General features: G+C 70.5%; 14 protein-coding genes. 1 reads left to right on the top strand and 13 read right to left on the bottom strand.

Features of this window, described 5'->3' with window-relative positions; translation table 11 throughout:
* Complete coding sequence (locus B9P64_RS16130; protein ID WP_176256856.1) at positions 1-1,047, bottom strand: extracellular catalytic domain type 2 short-chain-length polyhydroxyalkanoate depolymerase; 1,047 nt, start codon at positions 1,045-1,047, stop codon at positions 1-3.
* A 282-nt stretch (positions 1,048-1,329) separates the two neighbouring features.
* Between B9P64_RS16130 and B9P64_RS16135 the strand changes: the two genes are divergently transcribed.
* Positions 1,330-1,782, top strand: a complete 453-nt coding sequence (locus tag B9P64_RS16135) for a PACE efflux transporter (protein ID WP_085317050.1) — start codon at positions 1,330-1,332, stop codon at positions 1,780-1,782.
* Here B9P64_RS16135 and B9P64_RS16140 read toward each other — a convergent pair.
* The 12 genes from B9P64_RS16140 to gshA form a co-directional block, all read right to left on the bottom strand.
* Entirely contained in the window at positions 1,716-2,366 is a 651-nt protein-coding gene (locus B9P64_RS16140; protein WP_085317051.1) for a Pr6Pr family membrane protein, read from the bottom strand. The genes B9P64_RS16135 and B9P64_RS16140 overlap by 67 nt on opposite strands.
* Positions 2,367-2,461: 95 nt before the next feature.
* Entirely contained in the window at positions 2,462-4,069 is a 1,608-nt protein-coding gene (locus B9P64_RS16145) for a class I SAM-dependent methyltransferase (protein ID WP_085317052.1), read from the bottom strand.
* A gap of 100 nt (positions 4,070-4,169) precedes the next feature.
* A complete protein-coding gene (locus B9P64_RS16150) occupies positions 4,170-5,906 on the bottom strand; it encodes a hypothetical protein (protein ID WP_085317053.1) in 1,737 nt (578 codons plus the stop codon).
* 167 nt (positions 5,907-6,073) lie between these two features.
* Complete coding sequence (locus B9P64_RS16155) at positions 6,074-6,253, bottom strand: hypothetical protein (protein ID WP_085317054.1); 180 nt, start codon at positions 6,251-6,253, stop codon at positions 6,074-6,076.
* Positions 6,254-6,319: 66 nt separating this feature from the next.
* Positions 6,320-6,922: a methionine biosynthesis protein MetW gene (gene metW, locus B9P64_RS16160; RefSeq protein ID WP_085317055.1), complete on the bottom strand. Its 603-nt coding sequence runs from the start codon at positions 6,920-6,922 to the stop codon at positions 6,320-6,322.
* Between the two features lie 31 nt (positions 6,923-6,953).
* Positions 6,954-8,186 (bottom strand): homoserine O-succinyltransferase MetX, encoded by a 1,233-nt coding sequence (metX, locus tag B9P64_RS16165; RefSeq protein ID WP_085317056.1) that lies wholly within the window; start codon positions 8,184-8,186, stop codon positions 6,954-6,956.
* Between the two features lie 11 nt (positions 8,187-8,197).
* On the bottom strand, positions 8,198-10,216 hold the full coding sequence (locus B9P64_RS16170) for a sensor domain-containing protein (RefSeq protein WP_085317057.1): 2,019 nt from the start codon (positions 10,214-10,216) through the stop codon (positions 8,198-8,200).
* 27 nt (positions 10,217-10,243) lie between these two features.
* On the bottom strand, positions 10,244-12,010 hold the full coding sequence (ptsP, locus tag B9P64_RS16175; RefSeq protein WP_085317058.1) for a phosphoenolpyruvate--protein phosphotransferase: 1,767 nt from the start codon (positions 12,008-12,010) through the stop codon (positions 10,244-10,246).
* A 7-nt stretch (positions 12,011-12,017) separates the two neighbouring features.
* On the bottom strand, positions 12,018-12,287 hold the full coding sequence (locus B9P64_RS16180) for an HPr family phosphocarrier protein (RefSeq protein WP_085317059.1): 270 nt from the start codon (positions 12,285-12,287) through the stop codon (positions 12,018-12,020).
* A gap of 28 nt (positions 12,288-12,315) precedes the next feature.
* Positions 12,316-12,780 carry a PTS sugar transporter subunit IIA gene (locus tag B9P64_RS16185; RefSeq protein WP_085317060.1) on the bottom strand — a complete coding sequence of 155 codons (465 nt, stop codon included), beginning with the start codon at positions 12,778-12,780 and terminating at the stop codon, positions 12,316-12,318.
* Between the two features lie 65 nt (positions 12,781-12,845).
* Positions 12,846-13,817 carry a glutathione synthase gene (gene gshB, locus B9P64_RS16190; RefSeq protein WP_085317061.1) on the bottom strand — a complete coding sequence of 324 codons (972 nt, stop codon included), beginning with the start codon at positions 13,815-13,817 and terminating at the stop codon, positions 12,846-12,848.
* A gap of 19 nt (positions 13,818-13,836) precedes the next feature.
* Positions 13,837-15,159, bottom strand: coding sequence for a glutamate--cysteine ligase (gshA, locus tag B9P64_RS16195; protein ID WP_085317062.1), 1,323 nt, complete (start codon positions 15,157-15,159; stop codon positions 13,837-13,839).
* Positions 15,160-15,254: the final 95 nt, after the last annotated feature.

Below are 15,254 nucleotides of genomic sequence, written 5' to 3' on the forward strand. Positions count from 1 at the left end.
TCAGCCGCCAAGGCGTTCGAGCATCCGCGCGATGGCGGCGATCTGGTAGGCGTTCTTGCTGAAGTAGTCGCCGCCGGTATAGCCCCACCAGTCCCAGCAGCCTTCGGGGTTGAGCGTGTTGACGTCGTCGAGCCCTTCGGCCTGCGGGTAGAGAACGATGATGTCGTTGGCGTCGGCGATTTCGTTGTAGCCGGTGGTGGTGATGTAGCGGTTGCCGTAGGGCGGCATGTTCTGCACGTCGGCGCGGCCGTTGACGTAGTTGGTGTAGTTGTAGCCCTGCTTGCAGCCGTGCAGCGCGATGTGCACCCGGGCCTGGGCGCCGGCCGCCACCGCCGCCGGGATGTAGGCATAGCCGAAGCTGCTCATGCTCGGGCCGGCCAGCCCGAAGAACTCGCTCTGGTCGAAGCGGATCAGCTTGCCGGTGAGCCGCTCCGACGCCGGCTTGAGCCAGGGATAGATGTGGTTGAGCACGTCGTGCGACTGGATGAAGTCGCCGCGGTTGATGTAGGGCGGCTGGTTCAGGCCGAGCGGCACGTCCTCGGGATTGGTGGTGATGATCGAATGGCCGGCCGGCACATGGTCGATGTAGCGCAGGCGCTCGCCGGTCACGCCGAGCAGCTCGTACAGCCGGCGGGTCTGGGCCACGACCGACGAGGCCACGACCGTGTCCTTGCTGCCGGTGAAGACATAGACGCGGTCGTCGGCAATGTTGGCGAGCGGATCGATCAGGCCCTCGGCGGCGGTGTTGCGCGCCAGGCGCAGCGAATGCTCGGCATCGGGCCCCACCGACGGCACCAGCGGGCTCATGCAGATGTAGAGCGCGTTCTGGGTGCGCGCGTCGTCGGGCGTGAAGGCGGCCTTGGGGAAGGATTCGGAGCAGCGGTAGGGGCCGCCGGCAATCACGCCGGCGCCGCAAAAGCGCGCCGAATGGGCCAGATGCAACTGCACGGTCATGAACGCGCCCGAGGACAGCCCCGAGACCGAGCTTTCGCCGGCCACGACGTTGTACTTGGACAGCTGTTCGACCTTGGGATCGATGCCGATCATGTTGACGCCCCTCCTGGCCCGCTGCGGGGCCGCTGACAGGTTTGGTGGATGTGCCGGTCGGGCCGGCCACGCCGGCTGCTGCGGCGCAGGACGATCATCGCGGCGCGGCATGGCAGCCATGTCGCGCGCTGCTTGCCCGAGCGGTAAAAAGTCGCGTGCTGCGACGCAACGCGGCGCGCCATTGGTGCGCCAAACCACGCCGGGTCGCCAGTAACAGGGCCAATTTGTCCGTGGCGCCCCCAACGTGGAACAGTCGCGCGCCTGCCTCTGCCGAAGAACGTCATGTCATTGCACAAATCCACCACCGAGCGCGTGCTTCAGGCGCTCGGCTTCGAAGCCCTGGCCATCCTCATCGCCACGCCGCTGTTTGCCTGGGCGATGGGCACGCCGCTGATGCAGATGGGTGTGCTCACGCTGGCCAATTGCGTGATCGCGATGCTGTGGAACGTGGGCTTCAACACCATATTCGACCGGGCCTTGCGCCGGGCCGGCCGGGCCAAGACGGTGCCGCTGCGGGTGCTGCATGCGGTGCTGTTCGAGGCCGGGCTGTTTGCCGCCACGCTGCCGCTGGCGATGTGGTGGCTGGGCGTCGGCCTGAGCGAGGCGTTTGCGCTGGAGGTGGGCATGGTGCTGTTCTTCATGCCCTACGCCTACGTCTACCACTGGGGCTATGACGTGGCGCGCGCCCGGCTGGTGGCGCGACGCGCCAGGCGATCGAGCGCGACCAGCGCATAGCCGGTGGCGGCAAACACGCCGAGCAGCACGCCGGCATTGAGCAGCGTGCGTTCGGTGCCGAGCGCCGGCAGCTCGATGAAGGGATACGGATACAGCCCGGTGATCGCGCCGCGCAGCAGCGTCAGCACGAAATAGCCGACCGGATAGACGCACCACATCGCCGCGTCGGCCCAGGCCAGCGGCTGGCTGCGCGCGGCCAGCCACCACCACAGCAGATAGGCCGGCGGCGTCACGTAGTGCAGCAGTTCATCGGCCAGCCATTGCGGCCCGTCCTGGGCCGACAGCTGGCGCAGCAGAAAGTGATGGCCGAGCCCGACCAGCACGATGCCGGCCGCGATGCCGCCCGACACGCGCGGCCGCAGCAGCCAGCGCCCGGCGCGCGAGACCGGCGCCAGCGCGGCAAAGCTGCACGCCAGCGCCACCAGCAGATTGGTCAGGATGGTGAAGTAGCCGAAATACACGCCGAGCGCCGCCACCAGCGTGCGACCGAGGCCAAAGCTGTAATCGAGCGCCAGCACCAGCTGGAACACGAGGCTGGTCCAGGTGAAGGCGGCGAGCAGCGCGGCGAAGGGCTTGAGGGGCATGACGGGGCCGGGGACGGTTGGCGCGCATCAGGGAGCGACGGCGCACGCCACGCTTAACGGCCGGTGGCTGCGCTTTCCGTAGCCGCCCGCCGCGTTCAGCCCGCCAGCAGCGAATAACCCGCGAGCCGCCCGAGGCTGTCGTCGACCCAGGCGGCGACGTGGGCGCGGCGCAGTCTGGCGTCGGCGGGCGTCTCGGCGGTTTGCGGCAGCGCGAGCCGGCCGGCGGCCACGTCGGCGTCGAGCGCATCGACGAGCTGGGCCCGGCTGCGCGTGCCGTCGAGCAGCAGCAGCAGCGCGCGGCTGAACGGCACCAGCTTGATGACCTCGTGGCGCAGATTGGTCACGAGGTCGAGCGTCTGCGCCTCATGCCGGGCCCAGGCGCTGGCCACGGGCTTGGCGGCGATTTCGGTGGCGCAGGGCGGCTGCCAGCTGCGCAGCTCGATCAGCCCCGAGACGAAGCATTGCAGCAGCTCCTGCATCAGCAGCCGCGCATGCACCGGCGCGAGCGCGGGCGGAACCCATTGCGCCACGCGCGCGCCGGCGGCGGCGGCCAGCTCGTCGAAGCGCCAGCCGAGCGGCCAGCGTTCGGCCAGCAGCGCCAGCGCGGCCTTGGTCAGCGGGTTCTGGCTGGCGCCCTGCCTGAGCACCTGCGCGCCCTGGCGCAGCGAGAAGCTGGCCGGCACGCCCGGGCGCAGGTCAGGGCCCTCGCCTTCCGCATCGGCGGTGGCGGCCGAGGCGATCCACAGCCCCGGCAGCACCGCCGGCGACAGTCCGCGCTGCGGCGCGAGCGCGGCCTTGCACAGCAGCGTCTGGCGGAAATGGCGGTTGCGGATGAAGTCGAGCTTCTGCTCGAAGGCGACGATGTCGGGGCTGGCCTCTTGCAGCCGCGCGACGATCTCCGGCGCGATGCCCGTGGGCAGCATGGTCTGGAAGTCGGCCTCGGCCAGGTATTGCAGGCCGTGCGCGGCGGCGCGCTCGACGAACTGGTGGAAGTACATCGGCGCGTTGTTCGGCTCCAGATGCTCGTGGAACAGATACCAGTCGGCGGCGCGGTTGAGCTGGTCGAGCTCGGCGTGGAGCTGGCGCGCGTGGGGGCTGCCGTCGGCCGGCACCGCGTCGAGCATCAGCGCGAGGGTGGCGCGCGCGGCGGCGACGCGCTCGGCCGGCGTGGCGCCGGCATCGCCGGTATAGCCGAGCAGGTGGCGCACGCTGCCGCGCAGATGCCAGCCCGGGAAGGTGTTGTAGCTGATGTAGGCGATGCCCTCGGGGCCGAGGCTGCGCGCCGCGAGGTCGAGCACCTTGTCCTGCACCTCGAGCGGAATCCAGCTGAACACGCCGTGGCAGATCAGGTAGTCGAACTCGCCCCAGCCGGCGTCGATGTCCATGATCGATGCGTGCTCAATGCGCACATTGGCAAGGCCGAGCGCGCGGATCGCGGCCTGCCCCTCCTCCACCTGGCGCAGCGACAAATCCACGCCGACGAACTGCGCCTCCGGCAGCGCGACCGCCATCGGGATGAGATTGCCGCCGGCGGCGCAACCCAGCTCCAGCACGCGGCAGCGCGCCAGCTCGGGCGGGTTGAGGCCGAACACCCGCGCGAGCGTGGCGAGCCGGTCGGGATGGGTCTGGACGAAGGCCTGACTGTTGTAGGGAACTTCGTCGTAGCCGTTGGGATCGACGGCGGGCGTGGCGGTGGCAGGCATGGCGGGCGGCTTGAGAGGAGGCCCGGCGATGATAGGCCGGGCCGGCGTGGGGGCTTTGCCGCGCGCGCGCCGACCCGGGCAGCCCGGGCCGGCGGCCGCCTCAGTTCTGCTTGACGACCTTGAGCGAGCCGGCGCTGCCGCCGGTGGCGAGGTACACGTCGCGCAGCGTGGCGGCGCCGCTGGCGCGCAGGCCCACCAGCGTGAACGGCTGGCCGACGCTGCCGGCGGCGCTCACCGCCAGCGTGCCGCCGGTCACGGTCGGCAGCGTGCCGAGCGCGGTGCTGACGGCGCTGGCCGGGTCGAGCTGGGTGAGCGCGGCGCCGGCGCAATCGGTACGGCCGGCGGCCGGCTGGCAGAACAGCACGGCGCCGAGCTGGCCGCCGAGCGAATGCGCGACATCGGGCGCGGCCGGAGCGCGGAAGCGCTCGTTCACGCCATAGCCGGGGCCGTCGATCGGCGTGTCGAGCGGGCTGGCGGCAAGCGGCCGCAGCACGCCGGCCGGCACCACGCCAGCGGCCAGCGTGCGCGGATTGCTGCCGTCGGCCTCGATCGCGACCACGTCGCTCAGGCCCGAGGCCAGCTTGCGCGTGGCGATGAGGGTGTCGCCGACCGCGTCGAGCGCGCGCGGATCGCTGCCGCCGTTGGCGGCAGTCCAGGGCAGATCGAGCTGCACCAGCTTGCCGCCGGCCTTGGGCAGCGACCACACCGTGTCGCTGCCGTCGGTGGCGCGGTAGCGCAGCACGATGTATTTGCTGGTCGCGCCCAGGTCGACGATGCTGCCGCCGCCGCTCAGCGTGGCCACGGCCGCCGCATTGGCGCCGCTGCGCAGCCGCAGCAGCTTGGCGCCGTCGGCAAACCAGGCGTAATCGCTGCCGCCCAGATGCGGCAGGCTCTCCGGATGCTTGCCGCTGGCAAAGTTGTAGACGCTGGCGCCGAGGCTGGCGCCGGTCGCCGTGTAGCTCAAGGCGCGCACCGAGGTGGTATTGCCGTTGACCAGCAGATAGACGAGGTTCTGCCCGGCCAGCTCGCCGAGCCACGAAAAGCCCCAGAAGCCGCCGCCGCTGCCGCCGTCCACATCGCCGATCAGCTGGGACGACCAGTTGTAGTACTTGAAGCTGCCCGACACCAGATCGACGAAGCCCAGCGCCTTGCCGGTGCCGTCGGTGACCGACTCGACATGCATGGTGCCGGTCGGGAAATAGCTCGGCGCGACGGTGGCGCTGTAGCTGTCGCGGACCACGGCAAACAGGTTGTCGGCGCTGGTGGCGCAGTTGCCGTCGGCGCCGGCCTGCACCACGCCGATCCAGTTGTCGAGGCCGGCCGCCGTGCCGCGGTACTGGTGCTCGACATAGCAGGCGTCGGTCACGCGCGACAGCTGCACCGGCGACTGGCTGGCGCTGCCGCGCAGGTCGGCGCGGTAGATGCGCCCGGCGTTGACGAAATAGGCGCGCGACTCGCCGAGGTAGCCGTAGACCGAGCTGGTCGGATCGAGGCTGTAGGCGGCGACGGTATGCACGCTGCCGGGCGCGCCCTGCAGGTCACTGAGGCTGGCGCTGAAGGCCGGCGCATCGGTGGCCAGCGGATTGACGCCGACCAGCGCGGCGACGGTGGCGGTGTTGGCGCTGGTCACTGCCGGCAGGTAGTAGTCGGGCACGGTGCCGGCGGGCGTGGGGCTGGGCGTGGCCGGCGTGGGCGTGGACGTCACCGGCTTGCCGCTGCTGTCGACCCAGACGCCGTTCGAGCCGCCGCCACCGCAGCCGGCCAGCCCGCCGCCGAGGGTCAGGCCGAGAGTGATCGCGGACCAGACTGCGCCGGTCTTGTGCTTGCGGAGGGTCATCGGAAAGCTCTTGAAAATCGGTTGCGCCGGGCAACGGGCCCGGTCGTGCGCGCCGCACTTGAGCCTGCGTTATCCCTTGCCCCGCCTTTCGACGCGCACGATGCCGTCACGCGCGGCGGCGAGTGCAACGCGCCGGGCGACGAACGGCACCGGCCGCCGCGACCGGCTCAGCCGAGCGGCGGGCTGGCGGGCGGGTCGGTCACCGGTGGCAGATCGCCGGGCACCGGCGGCTCCTGGATTGGCGGCGGCTGGTCGGGCGGGGTTTCCGGCTCGGTCTCCGGAATGGGCGGGATGTTGGGCGTGTGGGCCTTCATGGCGACGGTCTCCTGCGGGGCGGGAGCTTCCATGCTCGACCCGGCGCACGCCGGCGGCTGTCGGCCTCGTGGCCGTGCGGCTGTCGGCGCGGGCGCGGCTCAGCCCGCCTTGCGCAACCTGAACACCGCGATGGTGCCGAGCAGATTGGGCAGCCGCCGCACCGGCTTGCCGTGGTTGAGCGCCACGCAATCGAGGATCTCGAAGCCGGTCTTGCGCGCCAGCACTTCAAAGTCGCGGATGGTCGCGCAGCGCAGATTGGGCGTGTCGTACCACTCGTAGGGCAGGCTTTCGCTCACCGGCATGCGGCCCAGCGCCAGCGCCGTGCGATGCCGCCAGTGGCCGAAATTGGGAAAGCTGATGATCGCCTCGCGGCCCACGCGGCCGATCTCGCGGAGGTTCTTTTCCACCTGCACGATGGCTTGCAGGCTTTGCAGCTGCACCACGGTGTCGAAGCTGTCGTCGCCGAACAGGCCGAGCCCGTGGTTGAGGTTGAGCTGGATGACGTTGACGCCGTTGCGCACGCAGGCGGCGACCTTGGCGTCGTCGCGGTCCACGCCGTAGCCGGTGCAGCCGCGTTCGAGTTGCAGATGCGCGAGCAGCGTGCCGTCGCCGCAGCCCAGGTCGAGCACGCGCGAACCGGGCGCGATCCAGTCGGCGATGAAGGCGAGGTCGGTGCGCAGCGGGCGGAGCGCGGGCTTCATGCGGCGGCTCCGGCGAGCTTGGGATTGCGGTTCATACGGCCAGCCCGCGCAGGTCGACGGTGGCGGGCGCTGGCGGCCGGGCGCGGGCGGCGTCGGCGATGGCATCGGCGATCACCTCGAACCAGTTGCGCACCACCAGGTGATAGCGCGGGTCTTCGAGCAGGAAGGCGTCGTGGCCGTGCGGCGCGTCGATCTCTGCATAGCTGACGGCGCGGCCGTTGGCGACCAGCGCCTGCACGATCTCGCGGCTGCGCTGCGGCGAGAAGCGCCAGTCGGTGGTGAAGCTGGCCACCAGAAAGCTCGCGCGCGCCGGCGCCAGCGCTGCCGCCAGATCGCCGCCGTGGCGGCCGGCCGGATCGAAGTAGTCGAGCGCCTTGGTGATGAGCAGATAGGTGTTGGCGTCGAAGTAGCGGCTGAACTTCTCGCCCTGGTAGCGCAGATAGCTCTCGATCTCGAACTCGACGCCGAAGCTGTAGCCATAGCCGTCGGCCGGCGCGCCGCTGGCCAGCGCGCGCAGCTCGCGACCAAATTTTTCGGCCAGGCTGTCGTCGCTCAGGTAAGTGATGTGGCCGATCATCCGCGCCACCCGCAGGCCGCGCGCCGGCACCACGCCGTGGGCGTAGTAGTTGCCGCCGTGGAAGTCGGGGTCGGACAGGATGGCGGTGCGCGCCACGTCGTTGAAGGCGATGTTCTGCGCGCTCAGGCGCGGCGTGCTGGCGATGACGGCACAGTGCGCCACCCGCTGCGGATAGCGGATCGACCAGCTCAGCGCCTGCATGCCGCCGAGCGAGCCGCCCATCACCACCGCCAGCTTCTCGATGCCCATCGCGTCGAGCAGGCGGGCCTGGGCATCGACCCAGTCCTCGACCGTGACCAGCGGGAAGTCGGCGCCATAGGGCTTGCCGGTGGCGGGGTTGAGGCTGCGCGGCCCGGTCGAGCCGAAGCAGGAGCCGAGGTTGTTGACGCCGATGACGAAGAAGCGCCGCGTGTCCACCGCCTTGCCGGGGCCGACCATGTTGTCCCACCAGCCGCGTTCGCCGTTGGCGTCGATGCCGGCCACATGGTGCGAGGCGTTGAGCGCATGGCAGACCAGCACGGCGTTGGCGCGGTTGGCGTCGAGCTCGCCATAGGTTTCGACGACCAGCTCGTAATCGGCGAGCGCGGCGCCGCAGGCGAGCGGCAGCGGTTCGCTGAAGCGATAGGTGCGCGGCGTGCTGTGCAGGGTTTCGTCGGCGTCGAGGGCCGGTGCGGGCAGGGCTGACATGGGGCCGGATTCTAGCCCCGGCCTCCGGGCGGCTCGGCGGGCGGCGTGGCGTCAGGTGCAGCGCTTGCAGCCGGCGCCGCGTTGGGCGCGGTGACGGCGGGCGGCAGCGTGCTGTCGGGCGGCGGCGTCCAGCCGTCGAGCTTGGTCGGGCCGGCGGGCGCGGGCACCGCGTCGCCGGTCATGCAGACGCAGGCCTTGCCGGCGGCCTTGGCGGCATACATGGCGCCGTCGGCGCGTTGCAGCAGCTCGTCGGCGCCGCGCGCATGGGCCGGAAACAGCGCGATGCCGATCGACGGCGTGACGGCGACGCGGCGGCGCTGGAGCGTCATGGGCGGCGAGATGGCGGCCATGATCGCGGCGCCGAGCGAGCGCGCATGCGATTCGAGCGCGACGCTGCGCGGCAGATAGGCGATGGCGACGAACTCGTCGCCGCCGAAGCGCGCCGCCACATGGCGCGTGCCGGCCGCATCGAAGATCGGCGGGCCGCCGAGTGGATCGTGTGCCGGCGCCGGCGCCACCAGCCCGGCGCGCGCCAGCTTGCCGCCGGCGCTGTCGGCCGGCAGCGCGCGCTTGAGCCGGTTGGCCACGGTGCGCAGCAGCTCGTCGCCGGCGATGTGGCCGAGCGAATCGTTGATGCGCTTGAAGCCGTCGAGATCGAGGAACAGCGCGCAGACGCCGGCCTGCTCGCGCCGCGCGGTATCGATCATCGCGGCCAGCTCGACCCGCAGCGAGGCGCGGTTGGCCAGCCCGGTCAGCGCATCGAAGCGCGCGAGATAGCTGATGCGGCGCTCGGCGCGGCGGCGGTCGGTCACGTCGCGCACCACCGCCACCACCTCGCTGTCGGCGCTGCGGAACACCCGCGCCTCGAAGTCGAGCGTCTCGCCCCGGAGCACCAGGCTGTAGTTGCAGACCTCGGTCGCGCGGCTCTGGTGGGCGCGGTCGAAGCAGTCGAGCTGGGCGCGCCAGACCTCGGCCGGCAGGCCCGAGTCGCGGATGTTGCGGCCCAGCAGCAGCTCGGGCGCGGCGACCAGATGCTGCAAATTGCCCGAGATCTCGCGCAGCGTGCCGTCGAGGCCGTAGCGCAGGATCAGGTCGGGCAGCGCGGCCACCAGCGCGGCATTGCGCGCCGCCAGCAGGCTCAGCTCGATGCCGCGCCGCTCCAGCTCGGCGGTGCGCGCGGCGACGCGGCTTTCCAGCTCGGCATTGAGCCGCGTGAGCGCGGTCTCGGCCTCGTGGCGCGCGGTCACGTCGCGGAAGTTGAGCAGGATCGCGCCGATGTCGGGATTGCGCAGCAGGTTGCTGGCCGTGCCCTCAACCAGCGCATAGCCGCCGTCGCCGCGCCGCAGCCGCAGCCGGCCGGAGCTGCGCGCGCCGGGCTGGGCCAGCAGCTCGCTGGCCAGTTCGCGCGCCAGCCCCAGATCGTCGGGATGCAGCCGCGTCGCCAGCGACCGGCCGACCACCTCGGTCGCGCCCAGGCCCAGCAGCCGCTCATGCGAACCGCTCACGTAGAGCACCACGCCGTGGGCGTCGAGCACCATGAAGATGTCGTCCGACCATTCGACCATGGCCTGGAAGCGGTTCTGCACCGCCCGCATGCTGCGCGCGCGCTCCTTGTGCGCGCTGATGTCGGTGCAGATGCCCATCACGCGGGTGACGCGGCCGGCCTCGTCGAACAGCGGGAAGGCGCGGTCGCGCACCCAGCGCACCACGCCGTCGGGCGTGACGATGCGGTACTCGTCGTCGAAGCCGCCCTCGGGCGCGCGCAGCATGGCGGCGCCGACCCGGCCGCGATCCTCGTGATGCACCACGTCGAGCCAGTCGGTGCGGCCGGACAGCAGATCGGCGGCGCTGTGGCCGGCGATCGACTCGACCGTGTGCGACACGTAGAGCAGCCGGCGCGCATCGGCGGTCTTGACCCACAGCACATCGGGGAAGGCGCGCGCGAAGCCGACCAGCACGTCGGCATCGTCGGGGCCGGCGCCGAGGCCGGAAACGATGTAGCTGCCGGTTGCGCCTGGATCGAATGCCATGGTCGCCTTCCGAAGCGCGGCCCGGGATCAGGCGGCGGCGCGCAGGGCGGCGGGTCGGGCCGCCGCCAGCAGGTTGCGGATGACCCGCGAATCGGTCTCGGCCAGCACCGCCTCCGCAAGCTGGCGCGCATCGTCGTGGCGGGCCGCCAGCAGCGCCTGCTTCACATAGGGAATCTGCGCCGGATGCATCGAGAAATTGCGCAGCCCCATGCCGAGCAGCAGCGGCGCCAGCGCCGGATCGCCGGCCATCTCGCCGCAGACCGACACGCTCAGGCCGGCGCGCTCGCCCTCCTCGATGGTGTGGGCGATGAGCGCCAGCACCGCCGGATGCAGCGGATCGTAGTAGTCGGCCACGGTGGCGTCGGCGCGGTCGATGGCCAGCGTGTACTGGATCAGGTCGTTGGTGCCGATCGACAGGAAATCGAGCGTCTGCGTGAAGGCGCGCAGCGCGATGGCGGCCGCCGGAATCTCGATCATGCCGCCGACCGGCACGTCGTCGGGCACCGGCAGGCCGCGCTGCGTCAGCTCGGCGCGGGCGCGCGCGATCTGCTCCAGCGCCGCTTCGACCTCGCGCACCGAACTGATCATGGGCAGCAGGATGCGCACCGGCCCGTAGACCGCCGCGCGCAGGATGGCGCGCAGCTGGGCGCGGAACATCTTGGGCTCGGCCAGGCTGTAGCGGATGGCGCGCAGGCCGAGCGCCGGGTTCTCGGTGCCTTCCATGCGCCGGTCGGGCACGCGCAGCATCTTGTCCGAGCCGACGTCGATGGTGCGGATGGTGACCGGCCGGCCGGCCATCGCCGATACCGCGCGCCGGTAGGCGTCGAACTGCTCTTCCTCGTCGGGCAGGTCGTCGCGGTCGAGGAACAGGAACTCGGAGCGGAACAGGCCGACGCCCGAGGCGTTGACGTTCATCGCGGCGATCGCGTCCTCGGGCAGCTCGATGTTGGCGTGCAACTCGATGGTTCGGCCGTCGACCGTCACGCAGGCGCGCGAGCGCAGCGCGCCGAGCGCGGCCTTCTCGTCGGACTGGCGCAGCACGCGGGCGCGATACCAGTCGAGCACCTGGCGGTCGGGCTGCACCACGATCACGCCGGCCTCGCCATCGATGACGATGAGGTCGCCGTCCACCAGCCGATCGAGCACGCCGCGCACGCCGACCACCGCCGGCACGCCCATGCTGCGCGCGAGGATCGCGGTGTGCGAGGTCTGACCGCCCGCCTCGGTCACGAAGCCGGCGGCGCGCTGCTGGCCCTCGGCCATGTGGCGGTACTCGATCATGTCGGCCGGCGCCACGTCGCGCGCGATGACGATGGGCGGCAGATCGTCGAGCGGCGGCGCGGTGACGCGGCGATGCCCGGCCAACGCCTTGCGCACCCGCGCCACCACTTGCAGCACATCGTGCTTGCGCTCGCGCAGATAGGGGTCGTCCATGCGGTCGAACTGCTCGGCGAGCAGATCGGCGGTCTCGACCAGCGCCCACTCGGCATTCATGCCGCGCGCCTCGATCAGGCCGATGGCGGCATCGACCAGCGCCGGATCGTCGAGCAGCATCATGTGCACTTCGAGGATGGCGCGCAGTTCGTTGGGCGCCTTGCTCGGCACATGCAGGCGCAGATGCTGGAAGTCCTCGCGCACCGTCTCGAAGGCGCTGCGCAGCCGCTCGGATTCGCTGCCGCGTTCGGGCAGGCCGACCTGGCTGTGGGTAATGTCGTCGTGCGCGTCGTCGATGCACAGCACGCGGCCGATGGTCACGCCCCGCGACACGCCGTTGCCGTACAGCGCGAAGCTCATGCCGACCTCACTCGCCTTCGCCGAACTTGTCTTCGATCAGCGCCAGCAGCGCCGCCAGTGCCTCGGCCTCGTCGGGCCCCTTGGCTTCGAGCTGCACCTCGGTACCCTGGCCGGCCGCCAGCATCATCACGCCCATGATGCTCTTGCCGTTCACGCTGCGGCCGTTGCGCGCGATGGTGATTTCGCTGCGGAACCTGCCGGCGGTCTGCGTGAACTTGGCCGATGCACGCGCATGCAGGCCGAGCTTGTTGGGGATGACGGTGGTGGCGCTCGCCATGTCGAATCTCTCCCGTCCGGTGCCGGACTTATTGTTGTTGCTGCTGCTGTTGATGGTAACTGCGCAGCGAGTCGCGTGTCCCGTCGGGAACCATGGTCTGGCGCTGGGGCGCGCGCGAGCCCACCTGCACGATGCCGAGCGTGCCGCCGGTGACGACCTTCTCGGTCACGACCGCAAGCGGCTCGCGCCGATACGAGATGGCGCGCAGCAGCATCGGCAGATTGGCGCCCGAGATGACCTTGGTCTGGCTGTCGGCCACATGCGAAGCGATGTTGCAGGGCGTGGCGCCGAACAGATCGGTGAGCACGAGCACGCCATCGCCGTCGCCGACGGCTTCCACGCTGGCCGCGACGCGTTCGATCATCGGGCCGGGCGGCGCATCGGGCAGCACGTCGATGACGGCCAGCCGGGGCACCTCGCCAAACACATGGCGCGCCGCGCTGGCAAAGGCTTCGCCGAGCGGGGCGTGGGCGACGAGAACGATTCCGATCATGGATGGCCCTGGGAAAGTCCTTGGGTCGGCGCCGGTCGCTGCCGGCACCAGACAAGCCGTGCGGCTCAGCCGCCGACGGCGCGCTCGATCGCGTCGAGCATCGTCCCGGCAACGTCGAAGCCGGTCTGATCCATGATTTCACGGAAGCAGGTGGGCGAAGTCACGTTGATCTCGGTGAGGCTTGATCCGATCACGTCGAGGCCCACGAGCAGCAGCCCGCGCGACCACAGCGTGGGCGCGAGACCGGTGGCAATTTCGCGGTCGCGCGCGCTCAGCGGACGCGCCACGCCGGTGCCGCCGGCGGCCAGATTGCCGCGCGTCTCGCCGGCCATCGGAATGCGCGCGAGGCAGAACGGCACCGGCTCGCCGCCGATGAGCAGCACGCGCTTGTCGCCGTCGACGATCTCGGGCAGGTAGCGCTGAACCATGATCGTGCGGGCGCCGTCGCGCGTCAGCGTCTCGAAGATGCTGCCGAGATTCAGCCCATCGTCGCGCACCCGGAAGATGCCCATGCCGCCCATGCCGTCGAGCGGCTTGAGGATGACGTCGCGATGCTCGGCATGAAAGGCGCGCACGCGGTCGAGGCTGCGCGTGACGATGGTCGGCGCCGTGTACTGCGGAAACTCGGCGATCGCGAGCTTCTCGTTGTGGTCGCGGATGGCGCGCGGCTTGTTGAACACGCGCGCACCCTCGGCCTCGGCGCGTTCGAGCAGGAAGGTCGAGTAGACGTATTCCATGTCGAACGGCGGGTCCTTGCGCATGACCACCGCGTCGAAGTCGGCCAGCGCGATGTCGAGCGTCTCGACGGTGCGGAACCAGTCGGCGCGCGGGCCGTGCGGTTCGCTGTCGTGGGCCACGCCGGTCAGCTCGATGCGCCGCGCCGTCGCCACCACCCGCCCGCCGACGATGGCCATGTCGTGCTGGAGGATGACGTGCAGCGCATGGCCGCGCTTCGCGGCGGCCTCCATCATCGCGAAGGTCGAGTCCTTGTAGATGCGGAACTGTTCGGGCGGGTCGACGATGAAGGCAAGGCGCATGGCGGGCGTTCTTTGAGGGTTAGGCAGCTTCGGTGACGAGCGTGGGCACCAGCCCGCCGACATTGGCCGGATCGGTCATCTGCAACTCGACCGCCGCCGCCAGCAGCGCCAGCCGCGCCACCACGCCATACATGTAGAAGCGGTTGGGCGCCGCATCGCCGGGTCGCGCCAGACAGTCGGGCAGCGAACAGTCCGACGCAAACGGCAGCGGCACGAATTCCATGCCCGGCGCGTTGAGGTTCTCGTCGGTGCCGCGATCGGCATGCACGCGGTAGAAGCCGCCGACCACATAGCGGTCGATCATGTAGACCACCGGCTCGGCGACGCCGTCGTTGACGCGCTCGATGGTGTGCACGCCTTCCTGGATGATGACCTCGGTCACCTGCATGCCGTCCTTCACCACCGACATCTTGTTGCGCTGCTTGCGATTCAGCTCGCGCACCTCGGACGGGTCCTTCACGGTCATGATGCCCATGCCGTAGGTGCCGGCGTCGGCCTTGACGATGACGAAGGGCTTCTCGGTGATGCCGTACTCGCGGTACTTGAGCCGGATGCGGAACAGCAGCTCTTCCACATTGGCTTCGAGGCATTCGTTGGCCGTGGTCTTGTCCTGGAAGTTGACCTCGCCGCAGCGCCCGAAGTACGGATTGATGAGCCACGGGTCGATGCCCAGCAGCTGGGCGAACGACTCGACCACCACGTCGTAGGCCGCGAAATGCTTGCTCTTGCGGCGCTGGGTCCAGCCGGCATGCAATGCCGGCAGCACCAGCTGCTCGACGCCCTGCAGGATGGCCGGCGTGCCCGCCGACAGATCGTTGTTGAGCAGCACCGCGCAGGGATCGAAGCCGGCCACGCCAACGCGATTGCCGTGGCGCTGCACCGGCGCGATGTCGAGCGCGATGCCCTCGGGCAGCTCGACGCGGAAGGGCTCGGTCACGTCCTCGGCCATGGTGCCCAGGCGCACGTCGAGCCCGGTCTGGCGCAGGATCGCCAGCAGCCGCGCCACGCTGCGCAGGTAGAACTGGTTGCGCGTGTGGCGCTCGGGGATGAGCAGCAGCCGGCGCGCGTCGGGGCAGATCGAGTCGATCGCCGACTGGGCCGCATGCACGGCCAGCGGCAGCATCGCCTCGCTCAGATTGTTGAAGCCGCCCGGATACAGATTGGTATCGACGGGCGCGAGCTTGAAGCCGGCATTGCGCAGATCGACCGACGTATAGAACGGCGGTTGATGTTCCTGCCATTGCAGGCGAAACCAGCGCTCGATGGCCGCGTTTGAATCGAGCAGCTTCTTTTCGAGCTCCAGGATCGGTCCGGGATTGGCGGTGACGAGGTGGGGAACCATGGATCGCCTGGGTATGTAAGGAGGATCGATCCAGTGTAGCGCAGTCATTCCGGTGCTCCGGCGGCGCTGCCGGGCGGCCGAAAGGCCCTGCCGTC

Source organism: Derxia lacustris, assembly GCF_002105195.1.
GTDB lineage: Bacteria > Pseudomonadota > Gammaproteobacteria > Burkholderiales > Burkholderiaceae_E > Derxia > Derxia lacustris.

What these genes read in the sequence shown, in the direction of transcription:
- B9P64_RS16130 (WP_176256856.1), bottom strand. Translation starts at nt 1,047, where the DNA reads ATGATCGGCATCGATCCCAAGGTCGAACAGCTGTCCAAGTACAACGTC.
- B9P64_RS16135 (WP_085317050.1), top strand. Translation starts at nt 1,330, where the DNA reads ATGTCATTGCACAAATCCACCACCGAGCGCGTGCTTCAGGCGCTCGGC.
- B9P64_RS16140 (WP_085317051.1), bottom strand. Translation starts at nt 2,366, where the DNA reads ATGCCCCTCAAGCCCTTCGCCGCGCTGCTCGCCGCCTTCACCTGGACC.
- B9P64_RS16145 (WP_085317052.1), bottom strand. Translation starts at nt 4,069, where the DNA reads ATGCCTGCCACCGCCACGCCCGCCGTCGATCCCAACGGCTACGACGAA.
- B9P64_RS16150 (WP_085317053.1), bottom strand. Translation starts at nt 5,906, where the DNA reads ATGACCCTCCGCAAGCACAAGACCGGCGCAGTCTGGTCCGCGATCACT.
- B9P64_RS16155 (WP_085317054.1), bottom strand. Translation starts at nt 6,253, where the DNA reads ATGGAAGCTCCCGCCCCGCAGGAGACCGTCGCCATGAAGGCCCACACG.
- metW (WP_085317055.1), bottom strand. Translation starts at nt 6,922, where the DNA reads ATGAAGCCCGCGCTCCGCCCGCTGCGCACCGACCTCGCCTTCATCGCC.
- metX (WP_085317056.1), bottom strand. Translation starts at nt 8,186, where the DNA reads ATGTCAGCCCTGCCCGCACCGGCCCTCGACGCCGACGAAACCCTGCAC.
- B9P64_RS16170 (WP_085317057.1), bottom strand. Translation starts at nt 10,216, where the DNA reads ATGGCATTCGATCCAGGCGCAACCGGCAGCTACATCGTTTCCGGCCTC.
- ptsP (WP_085317058.1), bottom strand. Translation starts at nt 12,010, where the DNA reads ATGAGCTTCGCGCTGTACGGCAACGGCGTGTCGCGGGGCGTGACCATC.
- B9P64_RS16180 (WP_085317059.1), bottom strand. Translation starts at nt 12,287, where the DNA reads ATGGCGAGCGCCACCACCGTCATCCCCAACAAGCTCGGCCTGCATGCG.
- B9P64_RS16185 (WP_085317060.1), bottom strand. Translation starts at nt 12,780, where the DNA reads ATGATCGGAATCGTTCTCGTCGCCCACGCCCCGCTCGGCGAAGCCTTT.
- gshB (WP_085317061.1), bottom strand. Translation starts at nt 13,817, where the DNA reads ATGCGCCTTGCCTTCATCGTCGACCCGCCCGAACAGTTCCGCATCTAC.
- gshA (WP_085317062.1), bottom strand. Translation starts at nt 15,159, where the DNA reads ATGGTTCCCCACCTCGTCACCGCCAATCCCGGACCGATCCTGGAGCTC.